Source organism: Chitinophaga sp. NPDC101104, assembly GCF_050277495.1.
Lineage (GTDB): Bacteria > Bacteroidota > Bacteroidia > Chitinophagales > Chitinophagaceae > Chitinophaga.
On the sequence record NZ_JBNNSF010000001.1, the window covers coordinates 2,915,715 to 2,938,349 of the forward strand.

Genomic DNA, 22,635 nt, shown 5'->3' on the forward strand with positions numbered 1-22,635 from the left:
GAAGGCGGGCAGCGAATCATTGCCGCCGCACCGGCCTGCAAGGCAAAATCATAAAAATTGAAGCCGCGGATGGAATCGAACCATCGTAGAAGGCGGGAAGCGAATCATTGCCGCTACACCGGCTGCATTGCAAAATCCTGAAAATTGAAGCCGCGGATGGAATCGAACCATCGTAGAAGGCGGGAAGCGAATCATTTCCGTCGCACCGGCCTGCAAGGCAAAATCCTGAAATTTGAAGCCGCGGATGGAATCGAACCATCGTAGAAGGCGGGAAGCCTCTGCCTGTCCACTCGGCCACGCGGCAAAATCTTTACGGTTGAAACAACCAGCGTTGCACGGATTCCCGGATACGCGAGAAATAGAAGGTGATGAGCGCGGCGGCCGATACAATGCTCACATACACATACAAATGCCTGAAGTAAAACAGGCAGGCGATGGCCACCAGCATCACGCGGGCATATTCGAGGTAAAAGAACCATTTTTTCTGTTCGAGGATAGCACCGGTGTTGACGAGGCTCAGCAGCACAAAGAGCACCGCGAACACCGCAAGGCCCGCCGGCACCCAGGCTTCCAGGAGCATGACGATAAATAGGATGCCGATACTCACGATGGTTTGGATGACGATGTAAACCCGCTGACCGCGCGTCTGTTCGCGGGTATGCGATTTGCGCAGCCATCGTTCCTCCAGCTCGCCGCGGATGCCGGGATCGATGTCGTCCGGCTTGCCGAAAATCACTTTCCATCTTTCCTTCCAGCCACGCGCCCGCACGAAAGCCGTGCCCAGCTCCAGCATGAAATGGAATTGCTGCCACAGGAAGCTGTAGCTGCCCAGCGGCTTGGTGAGGCCGTAGACGCAGGGCTCGTCTGCTTTTTCGGCCACGAACGTTCCGAACATTTTGTCCCAGATGATGAGAACGTCGCCGTAGTTTTTGTCGAGATATGCGGCGTTGGACGAGTGATGCACGCGATGGTGGCTTGGCGTCACCAGGATGTACTCCAGCCAGCCAAGCTTACCGATCGTGCGCGTATGGATGAAAAACGGGTATAATCCGTGCACAAGCAGCAATGCCGTGATCATGGCAGGAGGGAAGCCCGCCAGCGGGAGCACCGCCCAGAACAGGGAGCGCGCGGCCGACTGGAAAACCGTTATCCGCGCGGAAACCGTGTAATTGAAATCTTCGCTCTGATGATGCACCACATGCGCCGCCCAGAGGATGTTCACCTCGTGCGCCAAACGATGGTACCAATACCAGACGAAGTCGGTAGCGATGAACAGCAGCGCCCAGGTATACCAGGCCGGCCGGATGTCCCAGATCGCAAAATTCCGGTAGATGAAATCGAAAAAGAAGTAGAACAATCCGGTCACGAACACGTCCAGCAGCCGCTCCGCGATCCCGGTATTCAGGTTGGCCACGGATTCCGCGAAATGGAAATAATTGCGTCCCGTGCGCCGGGAAACGAGGTATTCCAGCCCGATGAAAAGCAGGAACCCGACGATGGACAGGGCGATCCAGTTCAGATGTTGCATAAGGTCTACTAGTTAGTATGGTTGGTCTATAAGAACAGTAGACAAATAAACGGTAAAAAAGCGAAACGGCAAAATCCGTTTCGCTTTGCTATTATTTGAGAACGATCTCTTCGAAGTTGCGGGCCAGCCGGATCTCGATCACGGATGCCTGCAGCGCATCCTGCGGAATGTCCATCACCTGGCCATCCACCACGCAGGTAGTGGGCCGGAAGGGCAGTCCATGGATGCGGAGGCGGTGATGCGTGTAATCCGCTTCGAACTTGCCCACGAATTTCTTTTTCAGCCGGAACTGTTTTTCTTCGGATACCTGCTTGAAGCGCACGAGGTTATATTGCCCTGTCTTGTAAGCGTAATGATCGCCGGCATCTTCGTACAGGATGCTGTGGGTGATGCCTTCGCCGTAATACACCTGCAGGATCATCTCTTCCACCTTGCGCTGGCCCACCCATTCCATATCGGGGTATTGGGGCACCACGGCGCCGCCTTTCACGAAAATGGGCATTTCAGAAATGGGGGTGGGAACGGTAACGGTCTGGCCGCCGGTATGGCGCTGGTCGTTAAAATAGTAATACCAGGTGCCTTCGGGCAGGTAAACCGACTTTTCCTGCATGCCGGGCTCGCTGACGTGGCTGATGAGGATGCTGTCGCCCAGCATGAACTCATGGTTCAGGTCGTGCGTATGGGCATCGTTTTGCGCTACGAAAGCGAGGGGCCGCAGCATGGGCGTGCCATACGCTGCATATTGCCAGAAAGTGGTGTAGATGTAGGGGAGGAGGCGGTAACGGAGCTGGATGAACGATTTGATCACCGCTTCATATTCCGGCCCGAAGCTCCAGGGCTCCTGGTCAAACCCGGTTTCGTTGCTGGCCGAGTGGGTCCGCATGAGGGGATGGAACGCGCCCAGCTGGATCCAGCGGGTATAGAGCTCGCCGCTGGGCTCGCCGATGAAACCGCCGATATCGCTGCCGGCAAAGCTCAGCCCGGAAACGGACAGCCGCTGGCATTGCACGGAAGCAAGCCAGAGATGTTCCCAGGTGCTCATATTGTCGCCCGTCCAAACGCTGCTCCAGCGCTGTGTACCGGAATAGGCGGACCGGGTGATGACGAAGGGGCGCCTCGGCATGAGGTGTTTCTTCAAGCCCGCTGCGGTAGCCTTGCTCATGAGGTGGCCGTACACATTGTGCGCCTTGCGGTGGCTCACGTTCTCTCCGTCGTAATCGTGGCGCACGTCTTCAGGGAAGGTCCCCAGTTCGAACACCGCCGGTTCGTTCATATCGTTCCACACGCCCCTGACGCCGAAATCCGTCAAATCCTTGAACAGCCCCGCCCACCAATCGCGCACTTTCGGATCGGTGAAATCGGGGAACGCGCATTTGCCGGGCCATACGTCGCCTTCCATGAGCGCGCCGTCTGCCCGTTTGCAGGCGTACCCTTTCTGCACGAGCTCCTGGTACACGGAATAATCCGGGTCTACCTTGATCCCGGGGTCGATGATGACCACGGTCTTGAACCCGCCGTCAGCCAGTTCCTTGAGCAGTTTTTTCGGGTCGGGGAAGCCTTCCTTGCTCCAGGTGAAGCAGCGGAAGCCGTCCATATAATCGATATCGAGATAGAGCGCGTCGCAGGGGATGCCGCGGTCACGGAATTCTTTGGCGATTTCGCGAACCCGGGTGTCGGGGAAGTAGCTCCAGCGGCACTGATGGTACCCGAGGGCCCAGAGGGGCGGCAATTCGGCCGTTCCAGTGATCCGGGCATAGGATTCGGCGACTTTCAGCAGTTCGGGGCCGTAAATGAAGTAATAGTTCATTTCCCCGCCGCGCGCCCAGAAGCTGGACGCATCTTCGCGCTCGCTGCCGAAATCGAACAGGGTGCGGAAAGTATTGTCGAAGAACAATCCGTACCCGATGCCGTTGTGCAGGCCGTAATAAAAAGGGATGTTCCGGTAAAGGGGATCGGTATCTTTCGCATATCCGTACGCATCCGTCCCGAAATTCTCCACGCGCTTGCCGCGGAGGTTCAGGTCGGTGGGCTTGTCGCCCAGGCCATAAAAAGCCTCGCCTTCCTGGATAAGTTTGGTACAGTACACGATCTTGCCACCTTTCTGGAGGTAGTATTGCCAGTGGAAGCCCGTTTCGTCCTGGTTGATGATCCGCCCGTCGATGTCGGTGATGGTGATCCGGAGGTTTTCGCGGGCCACGTAGACGCGGATGGCGGTGGTGAATATTTCGAAGGACTCCTGCCATTCCCGGATATCGAAATTTTCGGGGGATTCTTCCAGTTTATCGCTCAGGGCGTAGGAGAAATCCCGCTGGAACTGCCCGTCGGCAGCATACCTGAACCGGACGATCTTGTCGGATATCACCCTGATTTCCAGGATGGTTGCAGAGGTATAGAAGTAGAAATAGTTGCCTTCCTTTTTCCAGGATTGAATATTGTCTGGGTAGTGTTTGACCGAGTATTTACCCGAAGATGTTGCCACTTGCATCGTGCCGATCTGTTTCTTTTACTGATAAATGTCACGGCCTTTCAAGGGGCCGTATTCCATCTAAATTAATTAAAAATTACTTTTTCCCTGCATTTAACGGGGCATTTCCGGCTTTTACAAAAAAAATAACTGTGTTGGCGAGATTGTCCGAAAATATTGCAGTGAGAAGGTTTAACTTGTAGTAAATGTACTTTTTGCTTTAACCTATTGTTCCGGTTGTGATACAATAAGCGTATTGTAACGGGCGTCCTTTCCAGGGCGCCCTTTGCATTCGGTCACATTCCCCTTACCACGGCGATCCGCCCTTTCGAGCCGGCCAGGTACACCGCTTTCCCGCTTTTGGCCCTGCGCACGGCGTGGAATCCCTCGCCCGGGAGTGCCTGCCAGGTCATTCCGCCGTCGGCCGACCAGTCCGTCCCCGTAGGCCCGGTACAGATCACGATGTGCTTATCGACGTATTCCACGGCGGAACGGTACCCGCGCGGCGGCGTTTTGGGCAGTGCCCAGTTGAGCCCGCCATCGGCCGTGATGAGGCAATTTCCTTGTACGATTTCCGGTTTGACGTAATCGCCGCCCACTGCAATGCCTTGTTTATCAGTAAGGAATGCGAATGAAAATATACCGGTGGATGCCTGCCCCTGCGTGGCCGCCCATTCGGAAACCTGCCAGGTCCGCCCCTTGAGCCGGTAAAACCGGCTGCGGCTCCCGCCGGTAGCGAAAGCCACCTGTCCGCCGGGCAGCGCCCGCAACGTGGTGCCGCTCGCCGCGAAAATCGCTTCGGCTGAATCCGCTTTGGGCATGGGCAGGTTGTACCAGGTTTTACCCCCGTCGGGCGTAATGAGCCCTTTGAAGCTGCCGCCCAGCGGGTCTCCCGCGATGAAGCCCTTCTTATCTCCCCAGAAGTCCATGGCATCGAGGAACACTGCGGAATCGCTGTTGTAATAGACCTGTTCCCAGTTCTTGCCGCCGTCTTCGGTGAGCATCACCCGCCCGGGAGACGCGATCCCCATGAGCAGCGCCCTTTCGCCGGAAAAACCTTCCACGTCCCGGAAATCGACGGAATCGCAGCCGGGAACGGTGATCCAGGTCCAGGTTTTACCGCCGTCCGTCGTACGGCCCGCCTTGCCCTGGGTGCCGGAAACCCATACCACGCTGTCGTTCACCACGCTCAACCCCCGGATGCTCCCGATCGGGGCATTCACCAGCTCCTGGATCGCAGGGTCGGGCTTCGGGGCGGGTTTGGGGGCGATGGGGGCCGTCTGCCCCAGCGCAGGCCGGCAAGCGATCACGGTCATCACCATCAACAGTCTGAATTTCATACGCGCTTCGTTTTCGGCAATAATAATGAAGAAAAATGCAAATTCGTTACAAAGTGTAGACGAGAATTATATATTTGCAAACCTCCTAAGACATATTCAACTGCACGATGCGATCATTTTACCAGACAAGCATCCTTATCCTTTGCTTGTTCCTGTCATGCCCGGCAACTGCCTCCGCACAGGAGCGCAGTTATAATTTCGACGCATACAGCGTGGATAACGGGCTGTCGCAGAACAGTATCGGCAGCATCATCCAGGGCCCGGAAGGGTTTCTCTGGATCTCGACGTTCGACGGCGTCAACCGGTTCGACGGCTACGTGTTCAACGAATTCCGTACCAATCCCGCTCAGGGCCGGGCAGACAAAGCCAACGAGCGCGTGGTCTACAACTCCGCCGCACAGCTCGGCCGGGCCGTGATAAAGAGCTTCGGGCTGCACGGTACCCGCAATCACCTGTTCTACCTCGATCACGACAACCAGCTGTTCGTTGCCCACAACGCCGGGATCAGCTATTACGATAGCTATAAAGGCACTTTCCGCCTCGTGTTCGCCGACAGCATCTACGTCAACGAATCCGAGCGCGACTTCCTGCCCAAGTTCAAAATCCTCGGCGAAGACGCGGCCACACAGTCGCTGTGGGTCTGGCGGCCCGCGAAAGGGCTCTACCAGCTCGACAGCGAAACGTTCGAGCTGAAGAAGATTATCCTTTACCCGCCGGCCTATGCGCGGGAAAATAAAATCCCGCAGACGGTGATCATGCAGGATAATTACATCTGGATCTGTTTCGAGAACGAGCAGTTGTACCGGATGGACGTGCATACCGCCCGGCTCACCACCTTCTGCCTGCCCACGCTCATCGGAAAGCCCGTTATCCGCGCTCTGAGCGCTGATTCCCTGCTCGTGGCCAGCAACGGGCATATCACGATCTTCGACACCAAACGCAACCGCTACTCCGATACGAAGTTTTCCATTTACAACGAGCTCCAGGAACCTTTCACCCCGAACGTCATCGAGCTCGACGAGCGCGGCAACGCCTGGATCGGCGGGAACAACGGCGTGCTGGTTTACAGTATCGCCAATCACGAGGTCATCAATCACATCACCAGTTTCAACGCCTTCGAAACCAATTCGTTCAACAAGATCACGGCGCTGTACCGCGATCGCGGCAATAACATGTGGATCGGTACGGATGGCGACGGATTGAAAAAATATGCGCCGAACAAGAAGGTGTTCAGTCTTTACCGTTCCCCGCGGATTTCGCACAATATCGTCAAAGCCGTATACAAGCACGACGACGGGCGGTTGTACGTAGGTTTGCTGCAGGACGGGCTGGATATTTACGAGAAAGGCGGTAAATACCTCAAACGGATTTCCAACGAACTGACGCCCGGGCGCTTCCCGGCCAACAACCTCCACGCCATCTGCCGGGAAGATTACGAAAGCCTGTGGTTCCATTTCGTGCGGGGGCACATCGGGCTGTTCGACATTAAATCCGAACGGTTCCAGGACCTGACCGGTAAAGTGCAGGCGCTGGGCCTGCCACAGCAGCTGGTCATCTATCCCTTCGTGAACAAGCGGCCGAACGGGGAAACGTATTTCAATTACGGGGAATACCTGCTGAAATTCAGCAGCGCGGATAACGGGCTCACGCCCGCCATCGTTCACCGGTTCGATAACGAGCAACTGACCTGCTTTTTCGAGGATTTCTGGGGCAACCAGTACGTGGGCACCAAAGCTTCCGTCTATTGCCGGAAATCGGAAGGCTCGAAATGGGAGCAGATCCCGCTATGGGTCAAAGACGTGGAAATCAAATCCATCAACAAGAATGCGCATAAACAGCTGCTGCTGGCCACCAACAAGGGATTGCTGGTGCTGGACGAAGCCAACCGCAAACTGAAGCACTATAACAGTTACGACTACGCGGGCATGGTGAGCGATTACGTGTACGCCGTGTTGCTGGACGATAAGGACAATATGTGGATCAGCCACAACCGCGGCCTTACCCACATTCGCCAGAATGGCGATAACCTCGTGACGTTCAATTTCGAAGACGGGTTGCAAAGCAACGAGTTCAATACCGGCGCGTATTTCAAATCGATGGACGGCGAACTGTTCTTCGGCGGTATCCGCGGGGTGACGGGTTTCTATCCCCGCAACTTCCGCAATAATCCCTGGATGCCGAAAGTGATCATCAAGCGGCTGGAGGTGCTCGACAAGCCATTCATATCGGACACGGCGATATCGCTGCTGCAACGGGTGGAGCTGCCCTACAACCAAAATACCATCGCCATCGAGTATGTGCCGCTGGAATTTACCAATCCTTTGAAAAACAAGGTGCAGTACATGCTGGAGGGGGCGGACGAAGACTGGCTCATGGCCGGCAACCAGAATATGGCGCGGTATACAAACCTCGCGCCCGGCACGTACCTGTTCAAGGTAAAAGCCTGCAACAACGACGAAGTCTGGAATACGGAGCCCACCACGCTGCAGATCGTCATCAAAATCCCGTTCTGGCAGTCGCTCTGGTTCCGGTTCCTGTTATTGTTACTCATATTAGGTATAGCATATTATTTCTCCGCGCTGTATCTTGACTACAAGATCCGGAACGAGAAACTGAAGCTGGAGAAGGAACAGGCGGTAGACCAGGAGCGGGCGCGCATTTCGAGCGATATGCACGACGATCTGGGTTCCGGCCTGTCGACCATCAGGCTGCTGAGCGAGATCGCGAAGCGGAAGATCAAGGATTCCGGGCAAACGAAGGAAATCGAAAGGATTTCCGAAGCGGCGGGCGAGCTGGTGGACAAGATGAGCGAGATCATCTGGGCCATGAGTTCCTCGAACGATTCGCTGGCCAACCTCATCGCGTACATGCGGAGCTTTGCGGCTGATTTCCTGGAGCATGCACATATCCAGCACCATTTCATCATCCCTGAAAGCATTCCCAACGTTAAACTGAACGGAGGCACCCGCCGGCATATCTACCTGGCCGTCAAGGAATCGCTGCACAACGTCGTGAAGCATTCGCAGGCCACGGAAGTGATCATCGAAGTGAAAGTGTTCAAAAATATGACGATCATGATCAAAGACAACGGGAAAGGATTTGACCCCGAAAAGGTACGCCTGTTCGGCAACGGACTGAAAAACATCGAGAAGCGGATGCAGCAGGTGGGCGGGCAGGCCGACATCATTTCACAGAACGGGACGACAGTTTTCTTAGATATACCATTAAATTAATCTACATTTACTTTTTATAACATCTTGGTGTTATGACTTTAAATTGAAATGATGGTATATTCGAAAAAAAAGCTACAAAATAGCATGGATATCATCTCTGTGGCTATTGTTGAAGACAATCACGATATCAGGCAAGCCATGGAGTTGTTAATCAATGGTTCTGAGGGATATGCGTGCATTGGAGCTTTCAACAATGCAGAAAATGCGCTTGAAAAGATTCCTCAGTTGTTACCCAATGTGGTGTTGATGGACTTTAATCTGCCGGGAATGAACGGTATAGAATGCATCGCACGTTTGAAGGGGGAATTCCCCGACATGCAGTTCATGATGCTGACGGTCTATGAAGATGACGACAAGATCTTTATGGCCCTGGAAGCAGGTGCCAGCGGTTATATCCTGAAAAAGACATCTCCCGGCGAATTGCTCGACGCCATCCGTGACCTTCATGAAGGCGGATCGCCCATGAGCTCGCAGATCGCCAGAAGGGTAGTGGCCTACTTCCAGAAACAGGCCAAGCCGAACCCGGCCCTCGAAGCACTGACTTCCCGCGAAAAAGAAATCCTCGACCAGCTGTCCAAAGGTTTCCTCTACAAGGAAATCGCCGGCAACCTGTTCATCAGTATCGAAACCGTACGCCGCCACGTCCATAATATATATGAAAAGCTGCACGTGCGCAGCCGGACGGACGCGGTCAACAAATATTTTAACCGTTAAAGGTTGACTATTGCCATTTTTGACAGGGCCTCCCGGCACAGGGGGCCCTTTTTCTTATCCTGCTCATAAAAGTATCCCGCTTCGGCACGATCCTATTAGGAAAGATTCCCGTTTTGTCCTACATTCATCTTCAATTTCCCTCTCTGTTTGAGCGCATTTGACCACGATATGGATTGGATCCGGATGAAAAGCGGCGACCTCTCCGCGTTCGAGCGCCTGTATCGCGCGCACGTCCAGCCCATGATGCGCTACGGCCTCAAAATCACCGATGATCCCGCCCTGGTACAGGATTGCATCCAGGACCTGTTCGAAGAAACCTGGAAAAACCGCCAGCACCTTTCCGATACGCCTTATCCCAAATATTATCTGCTCCGCGCGCTGCGCAATAAATTGTCCAAATCCCTGTCGAAGCAATCGTTCGTCCGCAACGGCGAGCTGAACCTTGCTGCCGGCGAGCTCCTTTCCGGGTATGTGGAACTGGAGATCGTGGCGCGGGAAACGGAAACCCACAACCGCGAAACCCTCCGCCACCTGCTCGACGAGCTGCCCCGCCGCCAGCAGGAAGCCATCCACCTCCGTTTTTACCATAACGTGTCTTACGAAAACATCGCCGAGATGATGGATATGAACTACCAATCGGTCCTCAACCTCGTTCAGCGCGCGCTGAAAGCCCTGCGGAAGGGGTTTTCGGTGAAGGCGCCCCGCCGCTGAAAAAATAATTCCCGCAAAGTGAGTATCCCGCTAATAAATCGTCCATTACAGGATATACACGCTCCGCATGCCATCATCCGAAGACAAACTGGAATCGCTGTTGCTCGACAACCGCTTTGTGGACTGGGTCCTTAACCCGGGAAGCAGGTACGCGTCGTACTGGGAGGCCTGGTCTGCCGAGCGCGAAGAGAACGCCGAACTGGCCGCTTGCGCCCGCGCAATGGTGCTGGAGATCGGGATGGAAGAGGAATACGGGGGAGAAGAAATGCCGGCCGGCGAAGTGGACGCGCTTTTCGGGAAGATACGGGAAGGCATCGGCGAAAGGGAACGGCATCGCATGCGCCCCCTCCGCTGGACCGCCGTTGCGGCGGCCATTGCATTGCTGCTGGCAGCCGGCGGATGGATGCTTTTCCGCGGAGAAACGAAAAGGGGAGAAGTGGCAACCGTGGCAGAAGGGCGCTCGCCCGAAGTGGTACGGTTCAACGGCAACTCCGGCAGCCAGGCGCTTTTTCTGCCCGATGGATCGAGGGTTGTACTGGGCAAAGGCGCCCGTATCGCGTACAACCTGTTGATGGACGGCAGTAAGCGCGAAGTGAAATTGACGGGAGAAGCTTTTTTCGACGTAGTCCCCAATCCGCAGCAACCGTTTTATATATATACCGACAAGATGGTCGTGAAGGTGCTGGGCACCAGCTTCCGGGTGAAGGCTTCCGGTGCGGAGGAGTCCGTGGCGGTGAGCACCGGCAAGGTGTCTGTTTACCTGAAAGGCCAGGACCTGGAGCAGCGGGCGGCGAGCATCGTGATGCCGCGGCAGTTGTGCCGCTACGAAGCCGCGCTGCAGGAGCTGGTGACCGAAGATTTCGGCGGCAACTTCGTCCAGGAAGCGGAACTGGCCAAACTGAAAACCCTGGTGTTCGAGGAAGCGCCCGTGGCTGAAGTGCTCCGCGCACTCGAGACGCATTACGCCATCCCCATCACATTCGACGCAGACACGTTTAAGAACTGTTATATCACGCTGACGCTTGGAAATGAAAGCCTTGAGGAAATATTGAAAGTCATTACCAGGACTATCGACGCATCGTACACTATGAGTACTTACGGCATCCGTGTAGAAGGAAATGGGTGCCAGAATGAACAATGAAATAGATTAATTAAAAACTAAACTCAGACAACCAAAATGAACGCATGAGACTGACCGGAGCAGTCCGGACTATCTGTGCCCTGCGGCCAATCCCCCGCAGCGACGGCGTTTGCCTTTAAATTAATTGCTAAATCGTTTAATGTTATGAAGAAGAGCTATTCCACATCGAGGATGCGCGCGTGCCTGTACGGCATGCTGGCCCTCACCACCGCTTTGCCGGCCGGGGCCCGTGCAAATGCGGAACAGGGCGTGCTAGACAGAAAGCTCACCCTGTCTATCGAGCACGAAGCCTTCAGGGGCGTGCTGGAGAAGATCAGCCGCAAGGCCGACGTGAAATTCTCCTATACCCGCAACACGATCCCGGAGAAAGAAAAAGTGACTTTACGGGCGAAAGACGAAGCCCTGTCGAAAGTGTTCGACGAGCTGTTCCAGCCCTATAATATCAATTACGAAGCCATCGGCAGCCAGATCGTTCTGAAGCGCCAGCGGATCGGCGCGATGGCCGGCGGTATGGAAGAAATGGACGAAGCCATCGCCGCGATGGCTTTCAAGAAAATCAGCGGCGTTGTCCGCGATGCGGTAACCAATGCCGCCATCCCCGGCGTAACGGTGATGGTCAAAGGCAGCACCAAAGGCACTTCCAGCAACGGAGAAGGCCGCTTCGAAGTAGATGCCAACGAGGGCGACGTGCTCGTGTTCTCGGCCATCGGCTTCAAGTCGAAGGAAGTGACCGTTTCGGGGGAAAACAGTTATAACATTTCGCTGGAGACAGATGAAAAAGGGCTCGGTGAAGTGGTGGTAACGGCCCTGGGCGTGAAACGATCTCCCCGTTCCCTCGGTTATGCCGTGCAGAACGTGAAAGGCAACGAGATCACTATCGCACAGGCGCCTACGATCGCACAGGGCCTCATGGGCAAGGTGGCCGGCCTCCAGATCAGCAACGCCTCCGGCGGTGTGGAAGGCGGTTCCTCCCGCGTGGTGGTGCGCGGCAATACCACGCTCACCGGCGATAACCGCGCCATGGTGGTGGTAGACGGCGTCCCCATCAACAACGATCCCATCAACAACAACGGCCTCAACAACGGCGGCGGCGCGCTCGGGCTGAACAAGGGAGCGGACATCTCCGGTTATAACGACTGGGGCACCGGCCTGAACTTCATCAACCCGGAAGACATCGAAAGCGTGACCGTGCTCAAAGGCCCCGCCGCTTCGGCGCTCTACGGTTCCCGCGGCGGCAACGGCGTGGTGATGGTAACGCGCAAGAAAGGCACGCAGCGCAAAGGGCTCGGCGTGGAATATTCGTACTCCGCCCGTAAAACACAGGTCTATGAATACCTCGATTTCCAGAACGACTTCGGTTCTGGGCTCGTAGGCTCGCTGTGGACGGCCGACCAGCAGAAACAGTTCCCCGTGAACGGCGCCGGCAAACGCTACCAGATCGGTACCTACACCGGCAGCTATGCGGCAGGCGACTACAAAACCGGCGCATACGGCATGCTGCCCTATAACAACAGCACCCAGGCCTGGGACCTCTTTTCCTTCCCCAGCGGCCTTTCCTGGGGCCCGAAGTTCGACAACCAGCCCATCCTCTGGTACGATGGCGTTGAGCGCCCGTATTCCGCGCAGCCCGACAACTGGAAGGCGTTCTTCCCCGACGGGAATGTAAACCAGCATAACGTTTCGCTTTCCGGCGGAGGCGAATACGGCACCGTCCGCATTTCCTACACGCGCGACGACAGCAAGGCCAACATCCCCAATTCCAAATACAATACGAATACGTTCAACCTCGGTTCCAGCATCAAGGTGAGCAAGATATTGACGGCGGATGTGACCGCCAGCTATATCAGCTACTACCGTTTGAATACGCCGCCGATCGGTTCCGGCAACTACCTCGCAGGGATGAGCTACGCCGCCACGCGCGATTACCGGCCCGATGTGGACAAGATGAACAACTTCACGCCGCAGGGCGCGCGCAGGGACGTGGGCAACTCCAGCAACTTCCCCGCCGGATCGCCCGCTTATCCTTACTATTCCTACATGACGAACGCCTGGTGGAACATCGAAAAGAACAACACCGAGCTTCGCCGCAACCAGCTGCTGGGCGGTATCCGCCTCACGGCCAACCTCACCGACTGGCTGACGCTTACCGGCCAGGGTAGCATCGATAATTCCAACGACGCAACCGAGATCCGCGAGTACCCGAAAAATATACAGGGAACGGACGGCGCCTATCGCGAAGCCAATTCCCAGAACCTCAGCCGCAACCTTACTGCCATGGCCCGCATTCATAAAGAAGGGCTGGGTAACGGGGATTTCAACGCCAGCCTGACGGGTGGTGTGGAGCAATTCTACCGGAAAGATTATACGGTGAGCGCATCCACCAAAGGTTTGCTGCTCAGTCCGTTCGTGTTCGCGCTGAAAAACGGTTCCGAAGTGCCCGACGCGCCGGGCGAAATCCGCTACCAGCAGAAGATCAACTCCACCTTCGGGTTCCTCGATCTGTCGTTCCGCAACTATCTCTATTTGCAGATCACGGCGCGTAACGACTGGTCGTCGACCCTCGCCAGGGAATTCAACTCCTATTTCTATCCTTCCGCCAACCTCAGCTATGTATTCTCCGACGGCATTCCGGCCGTACGCGAGGCGATGCCCTGGCTGAGCTTCGGCAAGGTGAGCCTTTCCTACGCGGAAACGGGCAGCGGCACCACGCCTTTCAGCATCCATAATCTGCTGACCGTAAACAATATCAACGGACAGGCTTCCCAGACGTTCCAGAACGCGCTGAAGCTCCCCGACGTGAAGCCCCAACGCAGCCGCCAGTTCGAACTGGGCCTGCAACTGGGATTCCTCGACAACAGGCTCAACGTGGAATTGACGGGTTACACGATGAAAACGTACGACCAGATCCTGGACGGTACATTGCCGCAATCTGCCGGCTTTACTTCCGTGGTGCTGAACCGCGGGTCGCTGGGCAACAAGGGGCTGGAACTGGTGATCAACGCAACACCCGTCCGCACGAAGGATTTCTCCTGGACGATCGGCCTGAACGCAGCGCATAACACCAATAAAGTGCTGGCGCTGGATGAAGGGGTGGATAACCTCGGCATCGGTAACTTCTTCGGCGGCAGCGGTGTTTCCACCCGCCTGAAAGTAGGCGAAAGCTATGGTACGCTCTATGGCAAGGATTTCACTTACCTGAACGGCAAGAAAGTGCTGAAAAGGGCCGTGAACCCTCAATCGCAGCTGCCCTTGACCTACACGGTGAACGGCACTACCTACTATGCCGGCACGCAATGGGTGCTGACGCCTTCCGAAGTGCCCATCGGCGATGTGACCCCGAAACTGACCGGCGGTATTTCCAACACGTTCCGGTATAAAGACTTCTCTCTGTACGTGCTGGCCGACGCGAAGATCGGTGGCGATACTTACTTCGGCACCTACGCCGCAGCCATGGGCAACGGCCTGCTGCAGGAAACCGTGAAAGAGCGCAATGGCGGCGGTGCGGCGCTGGTATACCCCGACGGTACGCAGTCCAACACCGGTATCGTTTTCGACGGGGTGTTCGCAGACGGGAAACAGAACACCGATGTGGTGGCAGCTCCCTGGTATTACCTTATGACCTACACTTCCTGGAACCACCTCGGCGTGCCGCGTTCCGCATCCGTGTTCGAGAATTCGTGGATGAAGCTGCGTGAAGCGGCGCTGACGTATCAGCTGCCCTACAACGTGGTACGGAAAACCAAAGTACTCCAGGGATTGAGCGTGTCGCTCATCGGCCGCGACCTGTTCTACATTTTCACCACCATTCCGAAAGGACTGAATCCCGAAGGCGTGAACGGTATCGGGAACCAGCAGGGTATCGAATATTCTTCCATGCCGCGGATCCGCTCCTTCGGTTTCACCGTGAAAGCATCCCTCTAATCTCAAAACGAAAAGCACATGAAAAGCATCATATACAGTTTGCTGGCCTGCGGGCTCCTGATCGGGGGCGGTTCTTGCAGGAAGGGGTTCGAAGATCTGAACAGACCTTACAGCGACGCAGACGAAAGCAGGATCAATATCCCAGGGTTGTATAACGGACTGGTAGAATCGTTCACCAAATATGGCGACGATGCGCTCAACGTGAGCCTCCTGTATCCCATCACCAATCAACAGGCTTATCAGAATACCCTCGCGCCGTACGTGAACTACGCCGGCGGTTTCTGGGGGAACTATTATCCCGCGCTGCACAACTACCGCGCGCTCATCCGGCTCATTGATCAGCAGCCCGATGCCGCTTCTTTCTCGAACGTGCGCTATATGGCCACCATTCTGCTGGCTTCCCGTACGCTGCGGATGGTCGATTATTACGGGGATATTCCCTATAGCAAAGCCGTGAGCGCGGCAGACGGGCCGGCCTTCTTCCGCGTGCCGTACGATAAGCAGGCGGATATTTACAAAAGCGTGCTGGCCGATCTGAAAACCGCTACGGACGGGCTGACTACCGCTGCCGGCCAAACCAGCATCGGTGCGTCGGAAAGCTTCCTGAAAAACGACATCGACGCCTGGCGCAAGTTCGGCAACGCCCTTCGCCTCCGGTACGCAGTGCGGTTGTATAATAAAGAGAACGCACTGTCCAGCCAGATCATTACGGATATCATCGGCGGCAACAAGCCCTTGCCCAATAACCAGAACGTAGCGGCCAGCGATATCTGGAAAGACAATTTCGGCCTCTGGCCCAATAACTTCTCCAACGCCGGCACCTTCGCCGCGCTCGATTCCAAATGGAATTCCTACGCCGAACTGTCTATCTCCAACATGCGGATGAGCAGTAACGTGTGGCAGCAGATGTCGTCCAGCAACGATTCCAGCGGGGCCGGTATTTTCGACCCGCGCTGCAAGGTGTTCTATATGACGAGCAACCGCGACAAATGGGCGCCGCAGCCGCAAGACGGGTCGCAGCCCGAAGGCGGAAGGCCGTATGAAGGAGGGATGACGGTGCGCCGGCCTATCGGTACGGACATCGCCAATAAATTCTCCTGCGTGAACCTGTACATGGCGGCAGACCGTGTTTATCAGCCGATCCTCATCATTACCGAAGCCGACGTCCATTTGCTGAAAGCGGAAATTTATCAGCGCGGGATGGGCGTTGCGAAGGATATCGTGAAAGCGAAAGCGGAGTACGAAGCCGGGCTGCGCTCGTCCGTAGCATTCTGGTACGGTTATGCGAACAATTCCCCGTTCTGGGGCACCAAGCCCGCTGCGCCGACCGCCCTGCAGATGACGGCGTTCCTGACCAACCCGAAAGTACTGTACAACGGGGCGAACGATGCCGACGCATTGCGCAAGATCGCCACGCAGGCATGGCTGGCCACGCTGTTCCAGCCCTGGGAAGCCTGGGCCATCGTAAGGAGGACCGGCCTCACGCCCAAAGACCCGAATTATGCGCCGAGTGTGGTGAACAAATTGCCTTACCCGGACGATGAAAATATCAATAACCACGAAAACTGGCAGGCGGCTACCGGCGGTGCGAGCCCTGGCCAGCAGGTATTGCAAAAAATCTACTGGATGCCTTAATTGAGCAACCCGGTCGAATATGGAGCACTGACAGGCCGTCTGCATTTGCAGGCGGCCTTTTTTCCTGTCTGGCGGAAAAAAGATGCGAAACCGCTAACAGGGAAATGAAATTTTTACGATATTAGTATTGATAAAGCGTATAATTCACGCTTTATTTTTGCCGGTTATATGCAAACGATTGCACTGAAAAAGGTGAAATCCGGCTACAGAAAAGATTCCACGGGATGAGAACGATGCCATTTTTCCCATCGTAACATCCGCTTCCACGAAACCGCTCCCCCGGGAGGGCAAGCCTGTTTGCCCGCTCAGTTCCGGCGGCACGCAGCGGCACGTCTGCAGTTCACACGTAATGCCATGCGGTACACGCATGCGCCTAACGCTATGACTGTATGACCTATTATGCACATATCAGCTTTCCACGCCGCAGATGCAGGAGCCCCGCAGCTCCGGCAAACCTTCTTTTGCCCGCAGGGCGCTTTCCTTCCCATTATTTCCAGTTTTTAAAAATTCCATGTATGAAAATGTTCTTCATGCCGCCATCGATCGGGCGCCAGCGTTTCGGCGCGATCGTGGCCGGCCTGTTCCTCATGCTGCTGCCGTTGCTGACGGAAGCCCAGCAGCGCAGCATTACCGTCAAAGGCCTTGTCGCCAACCAGCAGGGCGTGGGGCTGCCCGGCGCAGCGGTGGGCGTTCGCGGATCGTCGGAAGGCGTGGCCACGAAGGAAGACGGCTCCTTTTCCATCCGCGTGCCGGAAAACAGCATATTGCGCATTTCCTATGTCGGTTTCGTAACACAGGAGGTGAACATCGGTACCTCGGCGCCGGAAAACCTCCGCATCACCCTGTCTGCCGACAAAGGCGATCTCAACGAAGTGATCGTGGTGGGATATGGTAAACAGAAGAAATCGGATGTTACCGGTTCCATCGTTTCCATCAACGAACAAACCCTCAAGCAAACGCCTGTCAACAATATCAGCGCCGCACTGCAAGGACAGGCCGCCGGCGTCGATATCCAGAAAGGCGGCGGCAACAGTAAGCCCGGTGCCGCCCCGCGCATCCTCATCCGCGGCAACCGGTCGCTCAACGCCTCCAACGATCCGCTGTTCGTAGTAGACGGGATTCCATACAACGGCAATATCAACGACCTGAACCAGGACGATGTAGTGTCCGTCGAAGTGCTGAAAGACGCCTCCGCCACGGCGATCTACGGTTCCCGCGGCGCCAACGGCGTGATCCTCATCTCCACCCGCCGCGGTAAATCCGGCAAGGCGCGCGTCACCTACAACGGGTATGCCGGCATCGTGAAGCCCCGCGGGAAATTCCCGGTGATGAACGGGGAGGAGTTCTTCCGGTTCAAACAATGGGCGAAGTACTGGGGCGCCATCAGCACCCCGGGCGCTTATACCGGCATCGACGATCCGCGCCTGAACCAGGCGGGCGAAGAATTCACGCCCACGGAAATCGATAATTACAAAGCGGGAAAAGGTACCGACTGGCAAGATCTCATCTATCACACCGGCACCACTACCGACCACCAGATCGGCATCAGCGGCGGCAGCGAATCCACCCAGTACGCCCTTTCCGGCGCGTATTTCCGCGAAACGGGGATCTATTACGGCCAATCGTTCGAGCGGTATTCGCTCAAAGCTACCATCGACCATGCTTTCAGCAACAAGCTCAAGCTCGGGATCAGCTCGCTCAACAACTACAGCGTGACCATGGGCGAAAGCAACAACCCCATGAGCCAGGCGCTCCGCGCCAATCCGCTCGCATCGCCGTACGACTCCACCGGTGCGCTCGTGGGCTTCGTGATCGGCAACGCCAACCAGGTGTGGAACCCGCTCGCCAACGAAATCCCGAACGCGGTAGCGGAACGCCGCAAGCGCTTCGGCACCTTCACCAACCTGTTCCTCGACTACGAATTCATTCCCGGCCTCAAATACCGGTTCAATGCCGGCGCGGAAATCCGGTCCGACCTTTATGGCAGCTTCTCGGCCAGCAATACCACTTATAACCTGGGGGCTTTATCGCGGTCAACGAACCAGAACCGGCTGTCTACCAACTATACGCTCGAGAACATTTTCACTTACGAAAAAACCTTCGCGCAGAAGCACCGCCTGCATGCCACGGCGGTATACAGCTACCAGCAGTCCAACTATCAGCGGAACGATTTTTCCAACAACAACGTGCCGGGCGATTTCCTCGAGTATTTCGCGCCTCAGTTCGCGCAAAACCACACGGGAACGGGCGAACAGGAGCAATGGAGCATCATTTCGTATATGGGGCGCGTCAATTACGGGTACGACAACCGTTACCTGCTGACGCTGACCATGCGGTCCGACGGCTCGTCGAGACTGGCGCCGGGGAACCATTTCCAGATATTCCCGTCCGCTTCCGCAGCCTGGAACATCTCCAACGAAGCCTTCCTGCGCGGCAATTCCACGATCAACGCGCTGCGCCTCATCGCTTCCTATGGCAGAACGGGCAATACGGCCATCGATCCTTACCAGACATTGGGCAGCCTCCGCGACGTGCGCTACAATTATGGGCCAGACCAGACAGCCATCGGCGCCTACCTCAACACGATCCCCAATCCCAACCTCACCTGGGAATATACCGCCACCACGAACCTCCGCCTGGAATTCGGGCTGTGGAACAACCGGATCAGCGGCTCGGCGGAAGTCTACAAACAAAACACGAGCGACCTGCTGCTTCCTAAAACCCTGCCGCCCACTTCTGGCATTCCCGAACCGATTTTGCTCAACGTTGGGAAAACGGAAAACAAAGGGCTGGAAATCCAGCTCAACACGCAGAACATCGTGGCGCGCTCGCGGGACCATTTCGGTTGGAGCACCGACATGAATTTCTTCATGAACCGCGGCAAGATCGTGGAACTTTCGGAAGGCGTGATCAACGACATCGCCAACGGCCGTTTCGTTGGCCAGCCGATCGGCGTGTATTACGACCTCGTGCTCGACGGCATCTGGCAGAATACACCGGGAGACAGCGCCTGGGCCCGCGAATACAAGCAAACGCTTACGGGCAACGGTTCCGTGATCGGGAATATCCGGTATAAAGACATCAACGGCGATAAGAAAATGAACTCCGACGACCGTACGTTCATCGGTTCCCCGCAGGCCACCTGGCAGGGCGGGATGACGAACCGGTTTACCTTCAAGGGTTTCGATCTGACCGTTTCCGCGTTCGCGCGGATGGGCGGGATGATTTCCAGCAACCTGCACAAAAGCGGCAACGCTTTCGTTCACACCTATCAAAGCAATTACAATAACCTCCGCGTGAATTACTGGACGCCGGAGAACGGCGAAACCCGCTATCCCAAGCCCAACGCCAACAATACCAATGCGCCTAACGTAAGCCTGCTCAGTTATTTCGACGGGTCGTTCGTGAAGATCCGCAGTATCGGCCTTGGATACACGCTTTCGCCGGCGGTGCTCAAGCGCATCGGGCTGGGGAACCTGCGGATTTATTCCACCCTGGAAGATCCGTTCATCGTGTATTCGCCTTTCGTGAAGAAATACGGCGGCCTCGATCCGGAAACGGCGGGGAACCTCGCTGCGGATACGCCGCCAGTCTGGTCTGCCGTGTTTGGTGTGAACGTAACCTTCTAACCTGAAAAAATCGAACCATGAAAAAATATGCAATGATCCTCGCGGCGGCGATCGCCGTTGCGGGATGTAAAGATAAACTGAAGGAACAGCCGCATGCCCTCATTACGCCGGAGTTCCTGAAAACCGCGCAGGGCTTCCAGTTGACGTATGACGCCTGTTATGCGGGCGGACGGACGGTTTGGGGGACGATGGACTTCTTCTTCCTGACCGTTCCGGGAACGGATGAATTCATTTCCGGGAAAGACGGCGGCAGCGACCTGAACCGATACGCGAGCGGCTACACGCCATCCACCGGAACGATGAACAACCTGTGGCGGCCCGTCTATCAATATATCAACAACTGCAACGGGGTGATCAGCGCTGCGCCCAATGTGAAAGGGATAGACGCAGAAAAGAAGAAACGGATGGTGGCGGAAGTGAAATTCCTCCGGGCGAACTATTACTTCCAGCTGGTGCAGCAGTTCGGCGACCTGACCGTGTCCACCGAATTCAATACCCTGCCCAAAACCAGTGCCGACCGGCATCCTGTATCAGCGGCCTACGACCTGATCGTCGCCGACCTCACGGAAGCGATCAATACTTTGCCAGCGGGGCCGGGCGTAGAAGGGGTTTTGCCCGGTAAGGCGCACAAGGCGGCGGCGATGCACGTGTTGTCGAAAGTATTGCTCACCCGTGGCTACAGCAAAGCCGCGAAGCCCGACGATTTCACGAAAGCGGCGGAATGGGCGACGAAGCTCATCAACGACGTGGCGCCCCAGGCCGGGTTGTCGCTGCAGGAAGATTTCGGGAATGTTTTCAAGGAGGGGAACGAGGCGAACAGCGAAGTGATCTGGACCGTCCAGCACACGGCGAACCTCCCGTACAACGGGCCCAACAACAGCAGCGGGCACGACAATATCCTGAACCACCTCTGGGTGCCGAAATACGAAGACCTCGACGGCATGCAGCGCGATACCAAATACGGGAGGCCCTACATCCGCGTGGTGCCTACCCGCTGGCTGACCGATACCGTTTTCAGGGAAAGGACGAACGATACCCGTTACCGTAAAACCTTCCAGACCATGTGGATCAGCAATAACGGCGCGAAACTGCCGAAATGGCCCAGTCCGCTGCCCCCGGGAGCCCCTGCAGGCGCGGTTTCGGGGCAACCGAAATTCCGGGTGGGCGATACCGCGATCTGGATGCCGGGGTACGATGTGACCGACGCGCAGATCAAGGCGGCGCCGTATACCCTCATTCCGCCGCGCAAATATTCCACTTCCATGAGCCCGGCGATGACGAAATATTACGACACCAAACGGCAGGATATGAACTATCCTTCCATCCGTTCCGTGATCGTATACCGGCTCGCGGATACCTACCTCATTGCCGCGGAAGCGCTCCTGAAAGCCGGCAGGGCAGGAGAGGCGCTGCCATATATCAACGCCATCCGCCGGAGGGCCGCCTTCCCGACGGGGAACGCCGCCGCCATGGAGATCACGCTGGCGGACCTGAACCTCGATTTCATCCTCGACGAGCGCTCCCGCGAGCTATGCGGCGAGCTCACCCGCTGGCCCGACCTCGTGCGTACGGGCAAATTGCTGGAAAGGATCGTGCTGCACAATACCGACGGGCAAAAGAACATTCAGCCGAGGCACGTGCTGAGGCCGATACCGCAGGCGCAGATAGACGCCACTACTACCGGGCCGAAATATCCCCAGAATCCCGGCTGGGAAGATTTGTGATTACATTGTAAAAAGCAAAAAAAAAGATCCGCCCGATTCCGGGCGGATCAATTTTTTTACGTTTGGTTCGGGTGGTGAAGCGATCAGCGCGTGGCGGGCACTTTCTGCGTAGTGACGCGCTGCATGTACTTACGGGCGAAATGCGCCAGTAATACCACGGAAGCGATGCATAGACATGCGAGTTTGAATAGTAGACCGGTTTTCATAGGTATAGGGATTATAAGTTTACGAAAGGTGAAAAATCGAAGGGAAGATGGCTTCAGGACATCGCCCGCCAGGATTCCAGGTGCCTGGAGAACCCGATGCAGGTGTCTTTCAACCGGCGCATATCGCGCTGCTCACGTCTGACAAGTAGCACTACGATCAAGGCGATCAGTAAAACAGATACGACGATACCAATAAATACAGTTTTCATCAGGATATCTATTTAAATAATGACAGGATAGATTTGCCGTATTCCGGTGTAAATATAGATATTTTAATTATATAAAATATTATTTGAATGGAAATTTTGTTGACATCGAATTCACCCGGAAAACGTTCAAAAAAATATGCATTTTTTGATAACATGTTATGATACGAACGGGGGATTTTG

The 22,635-nt window shown here is 55.9% G+C and carries 13 protein-coding genes and 1 tRNA gene; 8 read left to right on the plus strand and 6 right to left on the minus strand.

The genetic code is table 11. The features are described from left to right. Positions 1 to 235: 235 nt before the first annotated feature. The 4 genes from ACQKLP_RS11720 to ACQKLP_RS11735 form a co-directional block, all read right to left on the minus strand. Positions 236 to 303 (minus strand) — tRNA-Gly (locus ACQKLP_RS11720). A 7-nt stretch (positions 304 to 310) separates the two neighbouring features. Continuing rightward, complete coding sequence (locus ACQKLP_RS11725) at positions 311 to 1,528, minus strand: sterol desaturase family protein (protein WP_427322936.1); 1,218 nt, start codon at positions 1,526 to 1,528, stop codon at positions 311 to 313. A 91-nt stretch (positions 1,529 to 1,619) separates the two neighbouring features. Next, entirely contained in the window at positions 1,620 to 4,013 is a 2,394-nt protein-coding gene (locus tag ACQKLP_RS11730; protein ID WP_427322937.1) for a glycoside hydrolase family 31 protein, read from the minus strand. 275 nt (positions 4,014 to 4,288) lie between these two features. Beyond that, positions 4,289 to 5,332, minus strand: coding sequence for a WD40/YVTN/BNR-like repeat-containing protein (locus tag ACQKLP_RS11735; protein WP_427322938.1), 1,044 nt, complete (start codon positions 5,330 to 5,332; stop codon positions 4,289 to 4,291). A 107-nt stretch (positions 5,333 to 5,439) separates the two neighbouring features. Between ACQKLP_RS11735 and ACQKLP_RS11740 the strand changes: the two genes are divergently transcribed. The 8 genes from ACQKLP_RS11740 (at position 5,440) to ACQKLP_RS11775 (ending at position 22,040) form a co-directional block, all read left to right on the plus strand. Next, positions 5,440 to 8,565, plus strand: a complete 3,126-nt coding sequence (locus tag ACQKLP_RS11740; RefSeq protein ID WP_427322939.1) for a ligand-binding sensor domain-containing protein — start codon at positions 5,440 to 5,442, stop codon at positions 8,563 to 8,565. Positions 8,566 to 8,649: 84 nt separating this feature from the next. Further along, positions 8,650 to 9,279, plus strand: a complete 630-nt coding sequence (locus tag ACQKLP_RS11745) for a response regulator transcription factor (protein ID WP_240646501.1) — start codon at positions 8,650 to 8,652, stop codon at positions 9,277 to 9,279. A 147-nt stretch (positions 9,280 to 9,426) separates the two neighbouring features. Continuing rightward, positions 9,427 to 9,990 (plus strand): RNA polymerase sigma factor, encoded by a 564-nt coding sequence (locus ACQKLP_RS11750; RefSeq protein ID WP_427322940.1) that lies wholly within the window; start codon positions 9,427 to 9,429, stop codon positions 9,988 to 9,990. A 67-nt stretch (positions 9,991 to 10,057) separates the two neighbouring features. Further along, a complete protein-coding gene (locus ACQKLP_RS11755; RefSeq protein ID WP_427322941.1) occupies positions 10,058 to 11,131 on the plus strand; it encodes a FecR family protein in 1,074 nt (357 codons plus the stop codon). A gap of 144 nt (positions 11,132 to 11,275) precedes the next feature. Beyond that, a complete protein-coding gene (locus ACQKLP_RS11760) occupies positions 11,276 to 15,052 on the plus strand; it encodes a SusC/RagA family TonB-linked outer membrane protein (protein ID WP_427322942.1) in 3,777 nt (1,258 codons plus the stop codon). Between the two features lie 18 nt (positions 15,053 to 15,070). Beyond that, positions 15,071 to 16,687 (plus strand): SusD/RagB family nutrient-binding outer membrane lipoprotein, encoded by a 1,617-nt coding sequence (locus ACQKLP_RS11765; RefSeq protein WP_427322943.1) that lies wholly within the window; start codon positions 15,071 to 15,073, stop codon positions 16,685 to 16,687. A gap of 515 nt (positions 16,688 to 17,202) precedes the next feature. Beyond that, on the plus strand, positions 17,203 to 20,316 hold the full coding sequence (locus ACQKLP_RS11770; RefSeq protein ID WP_427322944.1) for a SusC/RagA family TonB-linked outer membrane protein: 3,114 nt from the start codon (positions 17,203 to 17,205) through the stop codon (positions 20,314 to 20,316). Positions 20,317 to 20,333: 17 nt separating this feature from the next. Further along, positions 20,334 to 22,040: a RagB/SusD family nutrient uptake outer membrane protein gene (locus tag ACQKLP_RS11775; protein WP_427322945.1), complete on the plus strand. Its 1,707-nt coding sequence runs from the start codon at positions 20,334 to 20,336 to the stop codon at positions 22,038 to 22,040. Positions 22,041 to 22,123: 83 nt separating this feature from the next. On the opposite strand, the gene ACQKLP_RS11780 is transcribed toward ACQKLP_RS11775, so the two are convergent. Beyond that, positions 22,124 to 22,246 carry a hypothetical protein gene (locus ACQKLP_RS11780; protein WP_262707042.1) on the minus strand — a complete coding sequence of 41 codons (123 nt, stop codon included), beginning with the start codon at positions 22,244 to 22,246 and terminating at the stop codon, positions 22,124 to 22,126. A gap of 53 nt (positions 22,247 to 22,299) precedes the next feature. Then, positions 22,300 to 22,455 (minus strand): hypothetical protein, encoded by a 156-nt coding sequence (locus ACQKLP_RS11785; RefSeq protein WP_427322946.1) that lies wholly within the window; start codon positions 22,453 to 22,455, stop codon positions 22,300 to 22,302. Positions 22,456 to 22,635: the final 180 nt, after the last annotated feature.